The sequence below is a fragment of the Gordonia sp. PS3 genome (genome assembly GCF_041950545.1).
GTDB lineage: Bacteria > Actinomycetota > Actinomycetes > Mycobacteriales > Mycobacteriaceae > Gordonia > Gordonia sihwensis.
Window position 1 is genome coordinate 1,971,530 of record NZ_CP169524.1, and the last position, 17,378, is coordinate 1,988,907.

Annotated in this window: 15 protein-coding genes; 11 read left to right on the top strand and 4 right to left on the bottom strand. The window is 68.7% G+C overall.

The genetic code is table 11. From position 1 onward, the window contains the following. Nucleotides 1-16 precede the first annotated feature (16 nt). Together ACE11G_RS09120 and ACE11G_RS09125 are read left to right on the top strand one after the other, a co-directional pair. Nucleotides 17-994, top strand: coding sequence for a quinone oxidoreductase (locus ACE11G_RS09120; protein WP_375001905.1), 978 nt, complete (start codon nucleotides 17-19; stop codon nucleotides 992-994). After that, the gene (locus ACE11G_RS09125) at nucleotides 987-1,703 is read left to right on the top strand and encodes a hypothetical protein (RefSeq protein ID WP_375001907.1); all 717 of its coding nucleotides are present in this window, start codon (nucleotides 987-989) and stop codon (nucleotides 1,701-1,703) included. The genes ACE11G_RS09120 and ACE11G_RS09125 overlap by 8 nt, the downstream gene beginning before the upstream one ends. Nucleotides 1,704-1,739: 36 nt before the next feature. Here the strand turns inward: ACE11G_RS09125 and ACE11G_RS09130 are convergent, their stop codons facing one another. Both ACE11G_RS09130 and ACE11G_RS09135 read right to left on the bottom strand, forming a co-directional pair. Then, complete coding sequence (locus ACE11G_RS09130; protein ID WP_375001909.1) at nucleotides 1,740-2,984, bottom strand: hypothetical protein; 1,245 nt, start codon at nucleotides 2,982-2,984, stop codon at nucleotides 1,740-1,742. A gap of 38 nt (nucleotides 2,985-3,022) precedes the next feature. Then, on the bottom strand, nucleotides 3,023-3,979 hold the full coding sequence (locus ACE11G_RS09135) for a heme o synthase (protein WP_006894852.1): 957 nt from the start codon (nucleotides 3,977-3,979) through the stop codon (nucleotides 3,023-3,025). A gap of 361 nt (nucleotides 3,980-4,340) precedes the next feature. On the opposite strand from ACE11G_RS09135, the gene tkt reads away from it, so the two are divergent. The 9 genes from tkt (at nucleotide 4,341) to ehuA (ending at nucleotide 14,185) form a co-directional block, all read left to right on the top strand. Beyond that, nucleotides 4,341-6,416, top strand: a complete 2,076-nt coding sequence (gene tkt / locus ACE11G_RS09140; protein ID WP_062367503.1) for a transketolase — start codon at nucleotides 4,341-4,343, stop codon at nucleotides 6,414-6,416. An 83-nt stretch (nucleotides 6,417-6,499) separates the two neighbouring features. After that, nucleotides 6,500-7,618, top strand: a complete 1,119-nt coding sequence (gene tal / locus ACE11G_RS09145) for a transaldolase (protein ID WP_375001911.1) — start codon at nucleotides 6,500-6,502, stop codon at nucleotides 7,616-7,618. Between the two features lie 39 nt (nucleotides 7,619-7,657). Continuing rightward, complete coding sequence (gene zwf / locus ACE11G_RS09150; protein ID WP_006894849.1) at nucleotides 7,658-9,199, top strand: glucose-6-phosphate dehydrogenase; 1,542 nt, start codon at nucleotides 7,658-7,660, stop codon at nucleotides 9,197-9,199. After that, on the top strand, nucleotides 9,196-10,140 hold the full coding sequence (locus ACE11G_RS09155) for a glucose-6-phosphate dehydrogenase assembly protein OpcA (RefSeq protein WP_082781297.1): 945 nt from the start codon (nucleotides 9,196-9,198) through the stop codon (nucleotides 10,138-10,140). Before zwf ends, ACE11G_RS09155 begins: the two co-directional genes overlap by 4 nt. Then, the gene (gene pgl, locus ACE11G_RS09160) at nucleotides 10,137-10,862 is read left to right on the top strand and encodes a 6-phosphogluconolactonase (RefSeq protein WP_062367505.1); all 726 of its coding nucleotides are present in this window, start codon (nucleotides 10,137-10,139) and stop codon (nucleotides 10,860-10,862) included. Before ACE11G_RS09155 ends, pgl begins: the two co-directional genes overlap by 4 nt. Before the next feature lie 301 nt (nucleotides 10,863-11,163). After that, on the top strand, nucleotides 11,164-11,997 hold the full coding sequence (ehuB, locus tag ACE11G_RS09165; RefSeq protein WP_085950733.1) for an ectoine/hydroxyectoine ABC transporter substrate-binding protein EhuB: 834 nt from the start codon (nucleotides 11,164-11,166) through the stop codon (nucleotides 11,995-11,997). Nucleotides 11,998-12,013: 16 nt separating this feature from the next. Beyond that, the gene (ehuC, locus tag ACE11G_RS09170; RefSeq protein WP_006894845.1) at nucleotides 12,014-12,742 is read left to right on the top strand and encodes an ectoine/hydroxyectoine ABC transporter permease subunit EhuC; all 729 of its coding nucleotides are present in this window, start codon (nucleotides 12,014-12,016) and stop codon (nucleotides 12,740-12,742) included. After that, nucleotides 12,739-13,380 (top strand): ectoine/hydroxyectoine ABC transporter permease subunit EhuD, encoded by a 642-nt coding sequence (gene ehuD / locus ACE11G_RS09175; RefSeq protein ID WP_375001915.1) that lies wholly within the window; start codon nucleotides 12,739-12,741, stop codon nucleotides 13,378-13,380. The genes ehuC and ehuD overlap by 4 nt, the downstream gene beginning before the upstream one ends. A gap of 49 nt (nucleotides 13,381-13,429) precedes the next feature. Continuing rightward, nucleotides 13,430-14,185: an ectoine/hydroxyectoine ABC transporter ATP-binding protein EhuA gene (gene ehuA / locus ACE11G_RS09180; RefSeq protein WP_062367507.1), complete on the top strand. Its 756-nt coding sequence runs from the start codon at nucleotides 13,430-13,432 to the stop codon at nucleotides 14,183-14,185. Nucleotides 14,186-14,189: 4 nt separating this feature from the next. Here the strand turns inward: ehuA and ppc are convergent, their stop codons facing one another. Together ppc and secG are read right to left on the bottom strand one after the other, a co-directional pair. Beyond that, nucleotides 14,190-17,042 carry a phosphoenolpyruvate carboxylase gene (gene ppc / locus ACE11G_RS09185; RefSeq protein WP_375001917.1) on the bottom strand — a complete coding sequence of 951 codons (2,853 nt, stop codon included), beginning with the start codon at nucleotides 17,040-17,042 and terminating at the stop codon, nucleotides 14,190-14,192. A 50-nt stretch (nucleotides 17,043-17,092) separates the two neighbouring features. Then, on the bottom strand, nucleotides 17,093-17,326 hold the full coding sequence (secG, locus tag ACE11G_RS09190) for a preprotein translocase subunit SecG (protein WP_006894841.1): 234 nt from the start codon (nucleotides 17,324-17,326) through the stop codon (nucleotides 17,093-17,095). Nucleotides 17,327-17,378: the final 52 nt, after the last annotated feature.

Genomic DNA, 17,378 nt, shown 5'->3' on the forward strand with positions numbered 1-17,378 from the left:
GTGCGAAAATGGACCCATGCGTGCGATCCAAGTGTCCGCTCACGGCGGTCCGGAAGTCCTTCGACTCGTCGATCTCCCCGATCCCGAACCGGCGCCCGGCGAGGTGGTGGTCGCCGTCTCCGCGGCCGGGGTGAACTTCATCGACACGTACCTGCGCACCGGAATGTACCCGTCGCCCACCCCGTTCGTGCCGGGCAGCGAAGGCGCGGGCCGGATCGTCGCCGTCGGCGACGGCGTCGAGCACCGTGCCGTCGGCGACCGGGTGGCCTGGTGCGACGCCTCGGCCGGCTACGCCGAGTACGTCCGTATCCGCGCCGATCGGGCACTTCCGGTACCCGACGGCGTCTCCCTCGCCGCCGCGGGATCGTCGATGCTGCGCGGCAACACCGTCCACTATCTGCTCGACGGCAGCGCACATCCCGAGGCGGGCGACACCGTGCTGTTGCATGCCGGGGCCGGCGGCATCGGGCTGCTGCTGACCCAGTGGGCGAGCGCGCGGGGCATCCGGGTGATCACCACGGTCTCCTCCGACGAGAAGGAACAGCTCTCGCGCGCGGCCGGTGCCGCCGAGGTCCTGAGCTACGGCGACGACGTGGCCGCACGGGTCCGCGATCTCACCGACGGGCGCGGGGCGCGGGTGGTGTACGACGGCGTCGGAGCGGCGACCTTCGAGCAATCCCTGGCCGCGACCGCCGTCCGCGGCACCATCGTGCTCTTCGGCGCCGCCAGCGGACCGGTGCCCCCGTTCGACCTACAACGACTCAATCCGGCCGGATCACTGTCGGTGACCCGGCCCACGCTGACCCACTTCATCGCCGACCCCGCCGAGTTCGCGTGGCGTTCCGGTCAGTTCTTCGACGCCGTCGCGAGCGGTGAGCTGACCGTGACCGTCGGACAGTCGTTCCCGCTGGACCAGGCCGCCGAGGCCCACCGCGCACTCGAATCCCGAAGCACGGTCGGGTCGACGATGCTCGCCGTCGCCGACGATGACTGAGCCGGCAGCGAAGAGCGCCGGCGGGCCGGCCGCCGGTCTGCGCTGGGCCGTGGTCGCCGTTGCCGCGGTCGCTCTGCTGGCGGCGTCTCGGCCCTTCGGTCCGGTGGGACTGATGGTGGCCCTCGCCGTCGCACTGGCCGTGGGTCTGCTGGCGGTCTCGGTGCCGGTGCCGTCCCGGATCGCCGCCACCGCGCGTCCGCCTGCACCCTCGCCGGTCTCGGTGGAGGAGCGCTGGCGGCGCAGCGCGGCCCACCACGACGAGGTTCTCAGCGCGTACGGTTCCTTCGAACTCGATCCGGCCATGCTCCTGCGGTATCCGGGGCTCTGGGACCTGTCGGCGCCCGCGATCATCGCATTCCACGACAGTCTGGCCACGGCCGGTGAGCTCCGCACCGACAGCTTCCCCGGGAACGCCGCCGGTGAGCGCTACATCGCCGCCGTGACCGACCTGCGCAGCACCTGGGCCGCGGCCGACCGCTTCGCGCGGAGTACCGGGACCGACGACCTCGACCCCGCCGACGCCCGCGACTGCCGACGCGCGCTGAAGCTGCTCGCCCACGCGGACGGGGCCCGGAGCCAGGAACGCGCGGCCTATCTGCAGCAGGTGCTGACCACCGTCGATCGTCTCACCGAACGGGGTGTGGTTCCCCAGACCGAGCGCGTCCGGGCCGGGCTGACCGCGCAGCTCCGGCGCGCGATCGAGGCGTGAGCCCGTGCGGACCGGCCTCTGCGGCGGCGGCCCTCGCTAGCGGCGTCCCTCGCGCAGAAACTTCCCGTTCGGCGAGTAGACGCCCGTCGCCCCGACCGCGTCGGGACCGACCTGCATCTGCACCGTGACCGGCAGCCGATCCGCCGCCGGATCGTCGTCGCCGGGCGCGACGCCGATCTTGAGTCCGACGGCATCGCGATCGTAGGCCGCCACCCGATGTCTGCGCACCACGTCGTCGCGGATCCGCACCATCGTCGCTCCGGTCAATCCGGTCAGCGAGAAACCATCGGGGTCGGACGCCGAGTCGGTCTCGGACAGTTCCGGGAACCGACCGGGCTGCACCCAGATCCAGCGGATGCCCCCGCCATCCAGTTCCAGGTCGATACCGGGGTGCCCCACGCCGAACGATGGCGCGGCCTCATCGACGGCCTTGTACGCGATCGAACGGAGCACGGCCCCATCGGGATCGATGCCCTCGTCCTTCAGCACGCGCTCGGCCACCGAGAGGAACTCACTCAGGGACGCGGCGCCGACGGTGTCGGCGACCCGCCCGTGCAGATCCGTCTCGATGCTCTCCCCGCCGGACTGGCCGAAACGGGCCACCACCTTGTCGTCGACCGAGCGCGGGCCGATCTCGATGCCGCCGCTGGAGGTCGGCTCCGGATAACCGATCTTCTGGCGCGCGGCGCTCACCCGGGAGACCGCGGCGTTCAGGTCCAACTGGGCGACGTCGGCGCGGGTGAACACGGTGCGCCCGCCGGTGCGCGTCGGGGCCGAATCGGTCCACGATGCTCCCGATCGATTCGAGGCGATCTCCCGCCCGGTCCGCGGATCGAGCACGCGCACCGTCTCCCGATCGTCGTCGATCCTGATCTGCCTGATCGAGGACGAGCCGCCGGGAACGAGGCGGTCAGCGCGGTCCAGAGCGCGCGCCAGCGCCGCCGAGGGATCGCCGCCGCCCTCGAGCACCGCGTCACCGTCGGCGGCATGCGAATCGCTCGCCGTCTCGGGATCGGCCAGCATCGCCACGGTGGGCAGACCGACGAGCAGAACCGTCGCCACGACCACCGCGGCACCGCGCAGGGCGGACTTCTGGCCGTATCGACGGAGCGAGCCGATCAGCCCGATGGCGACACCGGCGCCGGCGACCGCGAACAGAACCGAGGTGACGGGAAGATCGACGACGACCGCGACCACCAGGCACAGTGTCGCGACGACCGCCGCGAGCGCTGTCCTCGTGACGGCCGGGCCCGGCTGCTTCACGCCGCGTGCAGTCCTCACTCTTTCACCTGCGGGCGCCTTGAGACTGCGAGTGTCGGTCAGAAGTAGCCGGCGACGGTCGGCAGATTGATGACCGCGTCGACAGCGAGGCCGCAGAACAGCAGCGCCAGGTACTCGTTGGACGTCAGGAAGATCTTGAGCGGCTTCACCTCGACGCCCTTGCGGGTCTCGACGTAGAGCTTGGTGACCATGTAGATGAACCACACGCCGGAGGCGACCGCGACGACGAGGTAGATCCACGACGCGGCCGGGATGAGCACGAAGGACGTGATGACGGTCAGCCAGGTGTACACCACCATGTGCGTGGTGACGCGCTCGTCACTGGCGATGACCGGGAACATCGGCACGCCCGCGGCGCGGTAGTCCTCGCGATAGCGCATGGCGAGCGCCCAGGTGTGCGGAGGGGTCCAGAAGAACACCACCAGGAACAGCACGAAGGGCTGCCAGCTGAGCGAATGCGTCACCGCCGCCCATCCGACGAGTGCGGGCATGCAGCCGGCGGCGCCGCCCCAGATCACGTTCTGCCACGTGCGGCGCTTGAGCACCAGCGTGTAGACGAAGACGTAGAAGCCGATGGTGATCAAAACCAGGATCGACGGCAGGAACGACCGCTCCCCCGCGTCGTTCGCGGTACCGAAGTAGAGCACGACGAACGACACGACCGCCAGGACGATGCCGAAGATCAGCGCATTGCGCACCGGCACCGCGTGACGGGCCAGCGGCCGGCGCTGCGTCCGCTTCATCTTCTGATCGATGTCGGCGTCGGCCACCATGTTCAGGCTGTTGGCGCTCGCGGCACCGAGCCACCCGCCGACCACGGTGATCAGGATCAGGCCGATGTCGACCGTTCCGCGCTCCGCCTGGAGCATCACCGGAATGGTCGAGACCAGAAGCAACTCGATGACACGCGGCTTGGTCAGCGCGATGTACGCCAGGACCATGCCCCACGCACGCGCACCGAGGCCGGCGTTCCCGGCCGGGTTCTCGGTAGACATCGAGGTCGAGGAGGCGTCGGTGTCCGCGCTTTCCCCAATACTCACAGATGCTCCTCACATAAGACCCGGCGTCATCGCGCCGCGCGATCCGTCCACGACGGATCCGGGCGACGGTCTGTACGCGACACTGGGCACACCGACGGGCTACTACAACCGATGGTAGACCCGGAGGTCTCTCATAACAGAATCCGCACTGCCCAGATCACACTCGCACCCAATCCTTGCGACCGCGCCCGCCGAAGGTGGTCCATCACACCGGAAAGTCCCCAGCCAGTCGCGCGCGAGCGTGCGGCGGACCGCTAGGCTGGAAATCACCATTGCGTCCGAGCACCCACGACAAGGCACAGGAGACTCCACCACCGTGGCGATTACCGACGAGATCCGCGAGCTCACCCAGCAGGTTCACCCCGCCGACTGGAGCGACCTGGACACCAAGGCCGTGGACACGGCTCGCATTCTGGCCGCGGACGCGGTACAGAAGTGCGGCAGCGGCCACCCCGGCACGGCGATGAGTCTGGCACCGCTGGCGTACACCCTGTATCAGCGCGTGATGCGCCACGATCCGTCCGATCCGGCCTGGGTGGGACGCGACCGGTTCGTCCTCTCGTGCGGCCACTCGAGCCTCACCCAGTACATCCAGCTGTATCTCGGTGGTTTCGGCCTCGAACTGGGCGATCTGGAGGCGCTGCGCACCTGGGGCTCGCTGACGCCCGGCCACCCCGAGTTCCGCCACACCAAGGGTGTGGAGATCACCACCGGCCCGCTCGGACAGGGACTCGCGTCGGCGGTCGGCATGGCCATGGCGGCCCGGCGCGAGCGCGGCCTGTTCGATCCCGACGCACCGGCGGGCCAGAGCCCGTTCGATCATCACGTGTACGTGATCGCCTCGGACGGCGACATCGAAGAGGGCGTCACCTCCGAGGCCAGTTCCCTCGCGGGTACGCAGGAACTCGGGAACCTCGTCGTCTTCTACGACCAGAACCACATCTCGATCGAGGACGACACCAGCATCGCGCTCTCGGAGGACACCGCCAAGCGTTACGAGGCGTACGGCTGGCACGTCCAGATCGTCGAGGGCGGCGAGAACATCGTCGCGATCGAAGAGGCGATCGAGAACGCGAAGGCCGTCACCGACAAGCCGTCGATCATCTGCCTGCGCACCATCATCGCCTGGCCGGCCCCCAACAAGATGAACACCGGCGCCTCGCACGGCTCGGCCCTGGGCGCGGACGAGGTCGCCGCGACCAAGGAGATCCTCGGATTCGACCCGGCCAAGAGCTTCGACGTCGACCCGGCCGTGCTCGGGCACACCCGGTCGCTGCAGGCTCGGGCCGCCGCCGAGCGAGCCGCGTGGCAGGAGGGCTTCGACGTCTGGGCCGCCGAGAACCCCCAGCGCAAGGAGCTGTTCGACCGGCTGGCCGCGCATGCGCTGCCCGAGGGCTGGACCGACGTGCTGCCGTCCTGGGAGATCGGCGACAAGGATGTGGCGACCCGCTCGGCCTCGGGCAAGGTCCTCTCGGCGCTCGCGCCCGTCCTGCCCGAGCTGTGGGGCGGATCGGCCGACCTCGCCGGCTCCAACAACACCACGATGGACGGTGCCGTCTCGTTCGGTCCCGAAACCATCAGCACCGGGACCTGGAAGGCCGATCCGTACGGCCGGACCCTGCACTTCGGCATCCGCGAGCACGCGATGGGATCGATCCTGTCAGGCATCGTCCTGCACGGCCCGACGCGCGCGTACGGCGGAACCTTCCTGCAGTTCTCCGACTACATGCGGCCCGCGGTGCGTCTGGCCGCGCTGATGGAGATCGACCCGATCTACGTGTGGACCCACGACTCGATCGGCCTCGGCGAGGACGGTCCCACCCACCAGCCGGTGGAACATCTCGCCGCGCTGCGCGCGATTCCCCACCTGGACGTGGTCCGTCCCGCCGACGCCAATGAGACCGCTCACGCGTGGCGGCATCTGCTGACTCGCCGTCACCGGCCGGTCGGGCTGGCCCTGACCCGCCAGAACGTGCCGGTCCTGGAAGGCACCAGCTTCGAAGGAGTCGCCCGCGGCGGCTACGTCCTGTCCGACGCCGACGGGACCTTCGAGGTGGTGCTGATCGGCACCGGCTCGGAGGTGTCGCTGGCGGTGCAGGCGGCGCAGACGCTCGCCGCCGAGGGCATCGGCGCACGCGTGGTCTCGATGCCGTCGCTGGAGTGGTTCGCCGAGCAGGACGACGATTACCGCGAGTCGGTGCTGCCGACCGGCATTCCGCGCGTCGCCGTGGAAGCCGGCATCGCCATGCCGTGGCATGCGATCGTCGCGGGCGGCGAGATCGTCTCGCTGGAGCACTTCGGCGCTTCGGCTCCGTACCAGAAGCTGTACGACGAGTTCGGCATCACCGCCGACGCCGTCGCGGCCGCCGCCCGCCGCGTGCTCAACCGCTGACCTCCTGCGGTCGAGCGAGCGCAGCGAGTCGAAACCACCGCAACACGACATCCGACCCGATCCGGAGAACAGGAGTCATCCCCATGTCTCAGAACAAGAACCTCGCCGCCCTCTCGGAGGCCGGCGTGTCCGTCTGGCTCGACGACCTGTCCCGCGACCTGATCGCCTCGGGCGCTCTTCAGGATGAGATCGACACTCACTCGGTCGTCGGCGTCACCACCAATCCCGCGATCTTCCAGAACTCGATCTCAAAATCCGAGAGCTACGCGGCTCAGGTCAAGGATCTCGCGTCGGTGGGCGCCGACGTCGATGCGGCCGTCACCGCCATCACCACCGACGACGTCCGTGCGGCGTGTGACGTCCTGCAGCAGGTCTTCGTCGACACCGACGGCCACGACGGCCGCGTCTCCATCGAGGTGGATCCGCGACTGGCGAACAAGACCGACGAGACCGTGGCGCAGGCGATCGAGCTGTGGAAGATCGTCGACCGCCCGAATCTGTTCATCAAGATCCCGGCCACCGAGGCCGGGCTGCCGGCGATCACCCGGGTGATCGCCGAGGGCATCAGCGTCAACGTGACCCTGATCTTCTCGGTGGACCGCTACCGCGCAGTGATGGACGCGTACCTCGACGGGCTCGACGCCGCACTCCGCAACGGCCACGACGCCGCCAAGATCGAGTCGGTCGCCTCGTTCTTCGTCTCCCGCGTCGACTCCGAGATCGACAAGCGCCTCGACGCCATCGGAACGCCCGAAGCGCTCGAGCTGCGAGGCAAGGCCGGTCTCGCGAACGCCCGCCTTGCCTACGCCGCCTACCGCGAAGTGTTCGAGACCGGGATCCGCTTCCCCGATCTCCAAGCGCACGGGGCGCTGCCCCAGCGCCCGCTGTGGGCGTCCACCGGGACCAAGAACGCCCAGTACCCGGACACCCTGTACGTGAGCGAACTGGTGGCGCCGAACACGGTCAACACGGTTCCGGTGAAGACTCTGAACGCCTTCGCCGACCACGGGTGGGTCGACACCGACTCGATCCTCGGCCGGGCCGAGGCGTCCCAGGAGGTGTTCGACTCACTCACTCGCGTGGGAGTCGATCTGCCCGACGTCTTCGTAGTATTGGAGGCCGAGGGGGTCAGCAAGTTCGAGGACGCCTGGAACGACCTCCTCGAGGCCACCCGGACGCAGCTCGACGCCGCGCAGCGCTAGCCGACACGACGCCCGGACGATACGAGAGGCCAGAGCGATATGGGACGTGCGGTCGACAAGCCGTGGAAGAACCCGCTTCGCGATCCGCATGACACGCGGCTGCCGAGGATCGCCGGGCCGTCCGCCCTGGTGATCTTCGGCGTCACCGGCGACCTCGCGCGCCGCAAGCTCATGCCGGCGATCTACGATCTCGCCAATCGGGGTCTGCTTCCGCCGAGCTTCGCGCTCGTCGGCTTCGCGAGGCGCGACTGGGAGCACGAAGACTTCGCCGACGTGGTTCGGGAGGCGGTGGAGGCGGGCAGCCGCACCGGCTTCCGACAGGAGGTGTGGGATCGGCTCGCCGAGGGCATCCGTTTCGTCGCGGGCACCTTCGAGGACGACGACGCCTTCGCCGCTCTGCAGCAGACGCTCGCCGATCTGGACCGGGAACGCGGGACCGACGGCAACCACGCCTACTATCTGTCGATCCCGCCGAAGGCGTTCCCTGTGGTCCTGAGCCAACTGCGGCGCACGGGGATGGCCGACCAGGACGGCGACAGCTGGCGGAGAGTCGTCATCGAGAAGCCCTTCGGCCACGACCTCGACAGCGCCCGGGAACTGAACGCCCTCGTGGGCAGCGTCTTCCCCGAGGAGTCGGTGTTCCGCATCGACCACTACCTCGGCAAGGAGACCGTTCAGAACATCCTGGCCCTGCGATTCGCCAACCAGCTGTTCGACCCGCTGTGGAGCTCGCACTACGTGGACCACGTGCAGATCACGATGGCCGAGGACATCGGACTCGGCGGCCGGGCCGGCTACTACGACGGCATCGGCGCGGCACGCGATGTGATCCAGAACCACCTCCTGCAACTGTTGGCGCTGGTCGCCATGGAGGAGCCGGTGTCGTTCTCGCCGCAGCATCTGCAATCGGAGAAGATCAAGGTCCTCTCGGCGACGCGCAACATCACCCCGATCGACGAGAACTCGGCGCGGGGACAGTACGGTCCGGGATGGCAGGGCTCCGAACCCGTGGTCGGGCTGAAGGACGAGGAGGGTTTCTCCCCCGACTCCACCACCGAGACCTTCGCCGCGATCGCGTTGGAGGTCGACACGCGGCGCTGGGCCGGCGTGCCCTTCTACCTCCGCACCGGCAAGCGGCTGGGAAGGCGGGTCACCGAGATCGCGATCGTCTTCAAGAGAGCGCCGCACCTGCCCTTCGACGACACGATGACCGCCGAACTCGGCCAGAACGCCCTGGTGATCCGAGTGCAGCCCGACGAAGGCGTCACCCTGCGATTCGGGTCCAAGGTGCCGGGCACGAGCATGGAGGTCCGCGACGTCAACATGGACTTCTCGTACGGCGGCGCGTTCACCGTGTCGTCGCCGGAGGCCTACGAACGGCTCCTGCTCGACGTGCTGCTCGGCGAACCGTCCCTGTTCCCGGTGGCGCAAGAGGTGGAGCTCAGCTGGCAGATCCTCGACCCCGTACTCGAGGACTGGGCCCGGTCCGGTACACCCGACGAATACGAGTCGGGCACCTGGGGGCCGGCCTCGGCCGACGAGATGATGAACCGCACCGGACGAGCCTGGAGGCGCCCGTGATCGTCGATCTCCCCGACACCTCGACCCTCGAGACCAGCAAGAAGCTCGTCCAGATGCGGCGCACCGGGGGCGCTGTGACGCTCGGTCGCGTCCTGACGCTCGTCATCGACCTCGACGCCGACGACGATGCGGAGGACGCCGTCGAGGCGTCGAACCGCGCCAGCCGCGAGCATCCGTGCCGCGTCATCATGGTGGTGCGCCACGACCGCTCGGGACCGACGCGGCTGGATGCGCAGATCCGCGTCGGCGGCGACGCCGGAGCGTCGGAGGTGGTGGTGCTCCACCTACACGGTTCGCTCGCCGATCATCCGCACGCCACCGTGACCCCCTTCCTGCTTCCCGACACCCCCGTCGTGACCTGGTGGCCGAGCCGGGCTCCCGCGCGGCCCGCCGACGACAAGCTGGGACGGCTCGCCTCGCGGCGGATCACCGACGGCCGCCTCACCGACGACCCCGGCGCATTTCTGGGCGCTCGCCGGATCGGCTACTCACCGGGCGACACCGATCTCGCGTGGTCGGCCATCACCCAGTGGCGGGCGATGCTCGTGTCCGCACTGGACCGTCCCCCGCACAACGAGATCCTCCGTGCCCGAGTGGTGGGACCGCACGATGTCACGGGACTCGATCTGTTCGCCGGGTGGCTCGCCGCCGAACTCGGCGTCCCGGTGGCGCGCGCCGTCGGCGACATGTCGGTGACCCTGGTCCACACCGGGGGAGAACTGTCGATGAGTCAGGGACCGGACGGAAGCATCATCCGCAGCTCCGGCCACCCGGACGGACGGTCGGCCTTCGCTCGCCGGACCACCGCCGAATGCCTGGCCGAGGAACTCCGCAGCCTGGACGCCGACGAGGTGTACGAGCTGGCGCTGCAGGGACTGTCCGGCGTCACCCATGAGGACCGGGCGACAGCGGGTGGCACGACGGCGGAGCCGGCCCGATGAGCGCCCCGGTGGAGCACCTGGTCTTCGATTCGTCGGCCGAACTCGTGGCGACGGCCGCCGCACGGTTCATCGCGACGGTGACCGCGGCGCAGGACGCCCGCGGGGTCGCGACGGTCGCGCTCACCGGCGGCAGCAACGGAATCGCACTGCTGCGCGAGCTCGCCCGCCACCCCCGCGCCCTCGACTGGTCCCGCATCGAACTGTACTGGGGTGACGAACGTTTCGTCCCCGCCGAGGATCCGGAGCGGAACTCGCTGCAGGCGCGTGAGGCACTGCTCGACCACGTGCCGGTCGAGGGCGCGCGGGTCCACGCGGCGGCGCCCTCCGACGGCGAGTTCGGCGACGACATCGACGCCGCGGCCGCCGACTACGCTCGCCGCCTGGGTTCCGGGACCGTCTTCGACATCCATCTGCTCGGCATGGGCGGTGAGGGGCACGTCAACTCCCTGTTCCCGCATAGCGCGGCGACCGCGGAGGACTCGCGTCCGGTCGTCGCGGTCACCGACTCCCCCAAGGCGCCGCCTCGCCGCATCACACTGACCTTCCCGGTCATCAACGCCTCCCGCGAGGTCTGGTTCCTCGTCTCGGGCGCCGAGAAGGCGGAGGCGGTCGCCGCGGCGGCGTCCGGCGCCGCGCGCGAGGACTGGCCGTGCGCCGGCGCTCACGGGGTCGAGAACACGGTGTGGTTCCTCGATCGCGCCGCGGCCTCGCAACTGTCCTGACCTCCGGTCCGCACCCCCGCGCCCGCCGACGATGATGCGATGGGCTTCTCAAAGCGCTCATCAGAAGTGATCCACCTTGCTACGGTCGATTCACCCGATAGTCAAGAGTGCGATCATACGAAACCAAGGGCCGCCGTACGTCACTCGCCGTTGAGAGCTCCTCCGCCATCGGCTCCGTCCGGACCGGGCCCGGCGGGAGAACACAGTGGCAAAGAAGATCAAGCAGACACACACGGCCAAGCGACGGATCGCCGGCGACCGGCGACATGTGTTCCGCACGGCGGCGGCCGTGGCGGCCACGATGATCGTGACCGCGACAGCGCTGACCGCGTGCACCAAGACCGACACCGGCAGCGAGACCACGCTCGACGATCTGCGGAAGGCCGGAACCGTCACCGTGGCCTACGCCAATGAAGCGCCGTATTCGTTCGACGCCGACGGGCAGCTCACCGGCGGCACCATCGCACTCCACCGCGAAGTGTTCCGGCGGCTCGGCGTCAACGAACTCAAGGGCGTGAAGACCGACTGGGGCGGCCTCATCCCCGGACTCAACGCCAAACGATACGACCTGGTCAGCGCCGGAATGTCGATCACGCCGGAGCGGTGCGGCCAAGCCGCGTTCAGCGTTCCCGAGATCAACTACACCACCGCGCTGATGGTGCAGCCGGGCAATCCGAAGCACCTCACGGACATGGATTCGATCAAACGCTCCGGCGCGAAGATGGCGGCCATGACCGGTGCCATCGAGGCCGACTACGCCTCCGAACTGGACATCCCCGATCCGATGCTCGTCAAGGACCAGCAGTCCGGGATCGATGCCGTGAACTCCGGCCGGGTGGACGCCTTCGCTCTGACGGCGGTATCCCTGAACTACGCCAAGACGCACACGCCCGGCCTCAACGTCGAAGTCACGCAGCCGTTCATCGCGGTCATCGACGGCAAACCCCAGAACCCGGCGGGTGCGACGGTGTTCCGGAAGGAGGACACCTCCCTGCGCGACGCGTACAACGCCGAGGTGAAGAAGATCCTCGCCGACCGCACCGAGTACATGAAGATCCTCGGCCCGTTCGGCTTCACCGAGGAGAACATCCCCGATCCGTCACTCACCACCGACCGGTTGTGCCGCGGCGAGTGACCGGGTTCCGATCGAGATGAGCCACGATCTCGACGCGCTCGTCGACGCCCTGCCCGCCCTCGGGCGCGGCATCGTCGTCACGCTGGAACTGACGGCCGGCGGCGGTCTGCTCGCCTTCGCACTCGCACTCACCCTCGGCACGCTCGTACGGGTGAGGTCGCTTCCCATCCGGTTCGTGGCCCGCGTCCTCATCGAGTTCTTCCGCGGGACATCCCTCGTCGTGCAGCTGTTCTGGCTGTTCTACGTGCTCCCCCTGCTCGGCTATCAACTCGATCCGGTGTTCTGCGGCGTCCTCGCACTGGGACTCAACTACGGCGCCTACGGGGCCGAAGTGGTCCGCGGTGCCCTCAACGCGGTACCACCGGCCCAGGTGGAGGCCGCCGTCGCGTTGAACTTCACCGCCCGGCAGCGCCTCACCCGAGTGGTCTTCCCCCAGGCCTGGGCGATGATGATCCCGTCGCTGGGCAACCTGCTGATCCATCTGCTCAAAGGCACCGCGTTCGCGTCCTTCATCACCCTGCAGGACCTCACGGCCGGCATCGTCGACCTGCAGAAGACCACCGGCGACACGCTGTTCTCCTTCGGAGTCGGACTGGTCATCTATCTCGTGCTCGCCTACGTGGTCACGTTGTTCATCAACCTGGCCGAGGCGCGGGCCAAGCACCGTCTCGGCCGCGGTCCCACGCTTCGGGAGATCCTCAGCCTCCGTCCGCAGTCCCAGGACGCTCCCGGGGGTGCGCTGTGATCGAGTGGAGTTGGCAACGCGCACAGGACGCGCTCCCCCTGCTGTGGGACGGATTCCAGATCACCCTGCTGGCCACGGTGATCGGCTTCTTCATCGCCGCTGCGCTGGGGCTCGTGATCGCCGTCATCAGACGGTCGGCGCCGCGTTGGCTGTCCGCGCCGGTGTACGCGGTGGCCGAGTTCATCCGTCTCACCCCGATCGTGGTGCAACTGCTCTTCGTATTCGCCCTGTTCCCGCAGTTCACGCCGCTGTCCATCGGTGTCACGGTCCTCGGAGTGCACTACTCGAGCTACATGGCGGAGGTGTACCGGGCCGGCATCGAGGAGGTTCCCATCGGACAGTGGGAGGCGGCACGTGCGCTGTCGCTGCCGGCCGGCCGGACCTGGCGAGCGGTGATCCTGCCCCAGGTACTGCGGAACTCGCTGCCCGCGCTCGGCAACAACGCCGTGTCGATGTTCAAAGACACCCCCTACCTGTTCACGATCTCGGTGGTCGAACTGGTCACCGCCGCACAGACCTACGGCGCCGCCCACTTCGCCTACCTCGAGGCGTTCACCCTCGCCGGCGCCTTCTTCCTGGTGGCGAGCTACCCGACCTCGGTCCTGATCCGACGACTGGAGAAACGCCTTGCCCGCTGACGACCGGAACCCTCCGAACGCCCCCGACGCAGCCGAATCCGCGGATGCCATGATCCGCTTCGTCGGCGTCGTGAAACGCTTCGGCGACCACCTGGTTCTCGACCATCTCGACTTCACCGTCGACCGCGGCGAGAAGGTCACCCTGATCGGCCCCAGCGGCTCGGGGAAGACGACGATTCTCCGGCTGCTCATGACCCTGGAGAAGGTCACCGACGGCGTCATCTGGGTGGGCGGCCGACCGCTGAGCCATCAGCTGCGCGGGGACCGGCTGGTCCCCGCGAAGGAGAAGTACCTTCGCGAGGTCCGCAAGAACATCGGGATGGTCTTCCAGCAATTCAACCTCTTCCCCAATATGACGGTGCTGCAGAACATCACCGAGGCTCCGATCCACGTCCTCGGCCGGAGTCGAGACGAGGCGGTCGAGCATGCGCGGAGCCTGCTCGACACCGTCGGACTCAGCGACAAGGAGTCGGCGCATCCCACGCAGTTGTCGGGCGGTCAGCAGCAGCGCGTCGCCATCGCCCGCTGCCTCGCGATGAGTCCGTCGGTGATGCTGCTGGACGAGGTGACCTCCGCACTCGACCCCGAACTCGTCGACGGCGTCCTGTCGGTGCTGCGCGACATCGCGGTCACCACCGACATCACGATGCTGATCGTGACGCACGAGATGCGTTTCGCCCGCGAGGTCTCCGACCGCGTGATGATGTTCGACGACGGCAGAATCGCCGAGGAGGGTCCGCCCGAGCAGATCTTCGGCGACCCGCGGGAGGAACGCACACGAGAGTTCCTCAAGGCGATCCGCTGACGCCCTACCCGCTGTTGCGCAACGCCGTCGCCAGACCGTTCATCGTCAGCTGAATACCGCGGCGAATGAGCGGCGAGTCCTCGCCCGACCGGAACCGCTGCAGCAACTCCACCTGCAACAGGTTGAGCGGCTCCAGATACGGGAACCGGTTGTAGACCGACCGTTTCAGTGCGTCGTTGTCGGCCAGCAGATCCGTGGTGCCGGTGATCGCGGTGTACATCTCGAGAGTCCGCTCGTGCTCTTCGACGATCATCGAGAAGACGCGGCGGCGCAGTTCCTCATCCGGCACGAGTTCGGCGTACCGGGACGCCAGACCCATGTCCGACTTCGCCAGCACCTGCGCCATATTCGACATCACCGAGCGGAAGAACGGCCAGTTCTCGTAGTACCGTCGCAAGTCGGCAATCCGCGCGTCGTCCCCGCCGGTCCACTGTGCGAACGCGCTGCCGACTCCGTACCAGCCCGGGAGCATGACGCGGCACTGCGTCCACGAGAGCACCCACGGGATGGCGCGGAGGTCGGAGATGGCGGTGGTCTGCTTGCGTGAGGTCGGCCGGCTGCCGATGTTCAGCGCCCCGATCTCCGACAGCGGCGTCGACGCGGTGAAGTACTCCACGAAGCCGGGAGTCTCGTGCACCAGCGCGCTGTACGCCCGCCGCGCGGACTCGGCGAGTTCGTCGAAGTCGGCGTACGCTCGCTCGGGATCGTCGAGGCCTTCCACGTCGAGTAGCGACGACTCGATGGTGGCGGCGAGCAACGACTCCAGATTCCGCCGCGCGCTGACGGGCTCGGCGTACTTCGCCGCGATGATCTCGCCCTGTTCCGTGAGGCGCAGCGAGCCGGTGACGGCACCGGGCGGCTGAGCCAGGATCGCGTCGTAACTGGGTCCGCCGCCGCGTCCGACGGTCCCTCCGCGGCCGTGGAACAGTCGCAGCCGCACCTCCGCCGCGCGGGACGCGGACACCAGGTCGAGTTCGGCGCGATACAGCGCCCAGTTGGCCGCCAGGTAGCCGCCGTCCTTGTTGGAGTCCGAGTAGCCCAGCATCACCTCCTGGATGTCGCCCTGCGCGCGGACCAATGCCCGGTAGAAGCCCAGGTTCAGCGCCGCGGTCAGTGTGGCCGCGCCGCCGCGCAGATCCTCGATCGTCTCGAACAGCGGCACCACGCGCACCGAGCACGACGGCCCGGCGTCGCCCGGTCCGGCGGCATGGTAGATCCCCGCCTCCTTCAACAGGATCAGCACCTCCAGCAGATCCGATACGGACGAGCACATGCTGATGACGTAGTTCGGGACGGCGCGGGGGCCGAACCGCTCGATCGCACCCGCCGCGGCGTGCACCACCCCCAGCTCCTTCATCGCGAGCTCGCTCAGTTCGGCGTCGGGAGTCGTGAGCGGGCGGCGCGAGGCCAGCTCCGCCGTCAGCAGGCCGATCCGGTCCGCCTCCGGCAGCGCCGGGTAGTCGGCGCACACCCCGGCCCACGAGAGGAGTTCGGCTACCACCTGCTCATGTGTCTCGGAGTTCTGCCGCATGTCGAGTCCGGACAAGTGAAAACCGAAGGTGCGCACCGCTTCCCGGAGCGTCGCGAGGCGGTCGTCGGCGATCGAGTCGTCATGAGCGGCGCGCAGCGCCCGGTCGATCACGTCGAGGTCGGCGAGGAATTCGTCGGCGTCGCCGTAGGGTGCCGCCGCACGCGCGGTGTCCAGTTCCGCCGGGTCGACGGCATCCTCGCCGAGCGTGTGCAGCGCACGGGCGAGAACGCGCGAACGCACCGCTGAGACCGCCGAACGGAAGGGTTCGTCGTCGGTGTCCCCTGGTTCGTCGGGCGGGGCGAACCCGGAGCCGAGTGCCGACAGTGCGGGTGAGACCGGCGAGAACAGCCGTGCGGACAGGCTCAACTCCTGATGCAGCGCAGCGAGCTCGTCCAGGTGATGGCGCATCGCGGTGCGTGCGGCACTCGTGGCCGCCTCATCGACCACCTCTGCCGAGACGAACGGATTGCCGTCACGGTCGCCGCCGATCCACGAACCCATGCTGATCATCGACAGGCCGTCGAGACCGGCGTCGGGATAGGCCTCGACCAGGGCCGCGCGGACGTCCTTGTTCAGGGCGGGCACCACGTCGAAGAAGGACGCCCCGTAGTAGCGGAGCCCGGTGGTGATCTCGTCGGAGATGGTCAGCCTGCGCAACCGGATCAGGGCGGTCTGCCACAGCACCAGGATCTGCCTGCGGATGTCCTCCGTCAACCGGGCGTCCTCCTCCGGAGTCAGCTCGGTCCGCGCCCGCACGCGCATCAGTTCGGTGATCCGGTTCTGCGCGTCGAAGACGCTGCGCCGCCGAGTCTCCGTCGGGTGTGCGGTGATCACCGGGACCACCTCCGCCGACCGCAGCGCGGCGGCGACGTCGGCGTCCGTGCGACCTGCGTCGGCGAGCTTGCCGAATGTGGCCGCCAACGACGACGGCGGAGCCGGGTCGCCCGCGCGCTGGTGGATGCGCCGTCGGCGTTCGCGGTGAAGGTCCTCGGCGAGATTGGCGAGCAGGGCGAAATTGGTGAACGCCCGGATGACGGGCATCAGATCGGCGACCGCCCGTCCGTCGTACCGTCCGGCCAGCTGATCACGCGTCACCTCGGCGTAGCGGATGCCGAAGGCGTCGCGGCGGGAACTCTCGACGAGCTCGAAGGTCGCCTCTCCCGCGTGGGAGCGGATCACCTCGCCCAGCAGTCCACCAAGGAAGCGGATGTCCTCGCGCAGCGGTTCGGTGAGGGCGCGCCCGGTGTCGTCGACGCTGATGCGATCGACCATCGGAGTGGCGATGGCGCGGGCGAGGGTCTCGGAAGTCAGCGAATGGGAGGCCATGCGCACAAAACTACGCGCTGCGCCGCCTCACGGCTCACCGAGCGAGCGGACTACGAGAACTTGATGTCGAGGCCGACGCCGATGATCAGGATGACCCAGACGAGACCGACGAAGACGGTGAGCCGGTCGAGATTCTTCTCGACCACCGACGAGCCGGACAGACTGGACTGCACGCCGCCGCCGAACAGCGAGGACAGGCCACCACCCTTGGCGCGATGCAGCAGAACCAGAACGATCAGCAGCACGCTGGTGATGATCAAGCCGATGTCGAGCGCGATAGTCACGGGTCGGTGGTCCTGTTCGTCGAATCTTGCGAAAACGCCTGTGGCAGGTCGC

Coding starts and splice junctions, on each gene's coding strand:
- ACE11G_RS09120 (WP_375001905.1), top strand. CDS start 17: ATGCGTGCGATCCAAGTGTCCGCTCACGGCGGTCCGGAAGTCCTTCGA.
- ACE11G_RS09125 (WP_375001907.1), top strand. CDS start 987: ATGACTGAGCCGGCAGCGAAGAGCGCCGGCGGGCCGGCCGCCGGTCTG.
- ACE11G_RS09135 (WP_006894852.1), bottom strand. CDS start 3,979: ATGTCTACCGAGAACCCGGCCGGGAACGCCGGCCTCGGTGCGCGTGCG.
- tal (WP_375001911.1), top strand. CDS start 6,500: ATGTCTCAGAACAAGAACCTCGCCGCCCTCTCGGAGGCCGGCGTGTCC.
- zwf (WP_006894849.1), top strand. CDS start 7,658: ATGGGACGTGCGGTCGACAAGCCGTGGAAGAACCCGCTTCGCGATCCG.
- pgl (WP_062367505.1), top strand. CDS start 10,137: ATGAGCGCCCCGGTGGAGCACCTGGTCTTCGATTCGTCGGCCGAACTC.
- ehuB (WP_085950733.1), top strand. CDS start 11,164: ATGATCGTGACCGCGACAGCGCTGACCGCGTGCACCAAGACCGACACC.
- ehuC (WP_006894845.1), top strand. CDS start 12,014: ATGAGCCACGATCTCGACGCGCTCGTCGACGCCCTGCCCGCCCTCGGG.
- ehuA (WP_062367507.1), top strand. CDS start 13,430: ATGATCCGCTTCGTCGGCGTCGTGAAACGCTTCGGCGACCACCTGGTT.
- ppc (WP_375001917.1), bottom strand. CDS start 17,042: ATGGCCTCCCATTCGCTGACTTCCGAGACCCTCGCCCGCGCCATCGCC.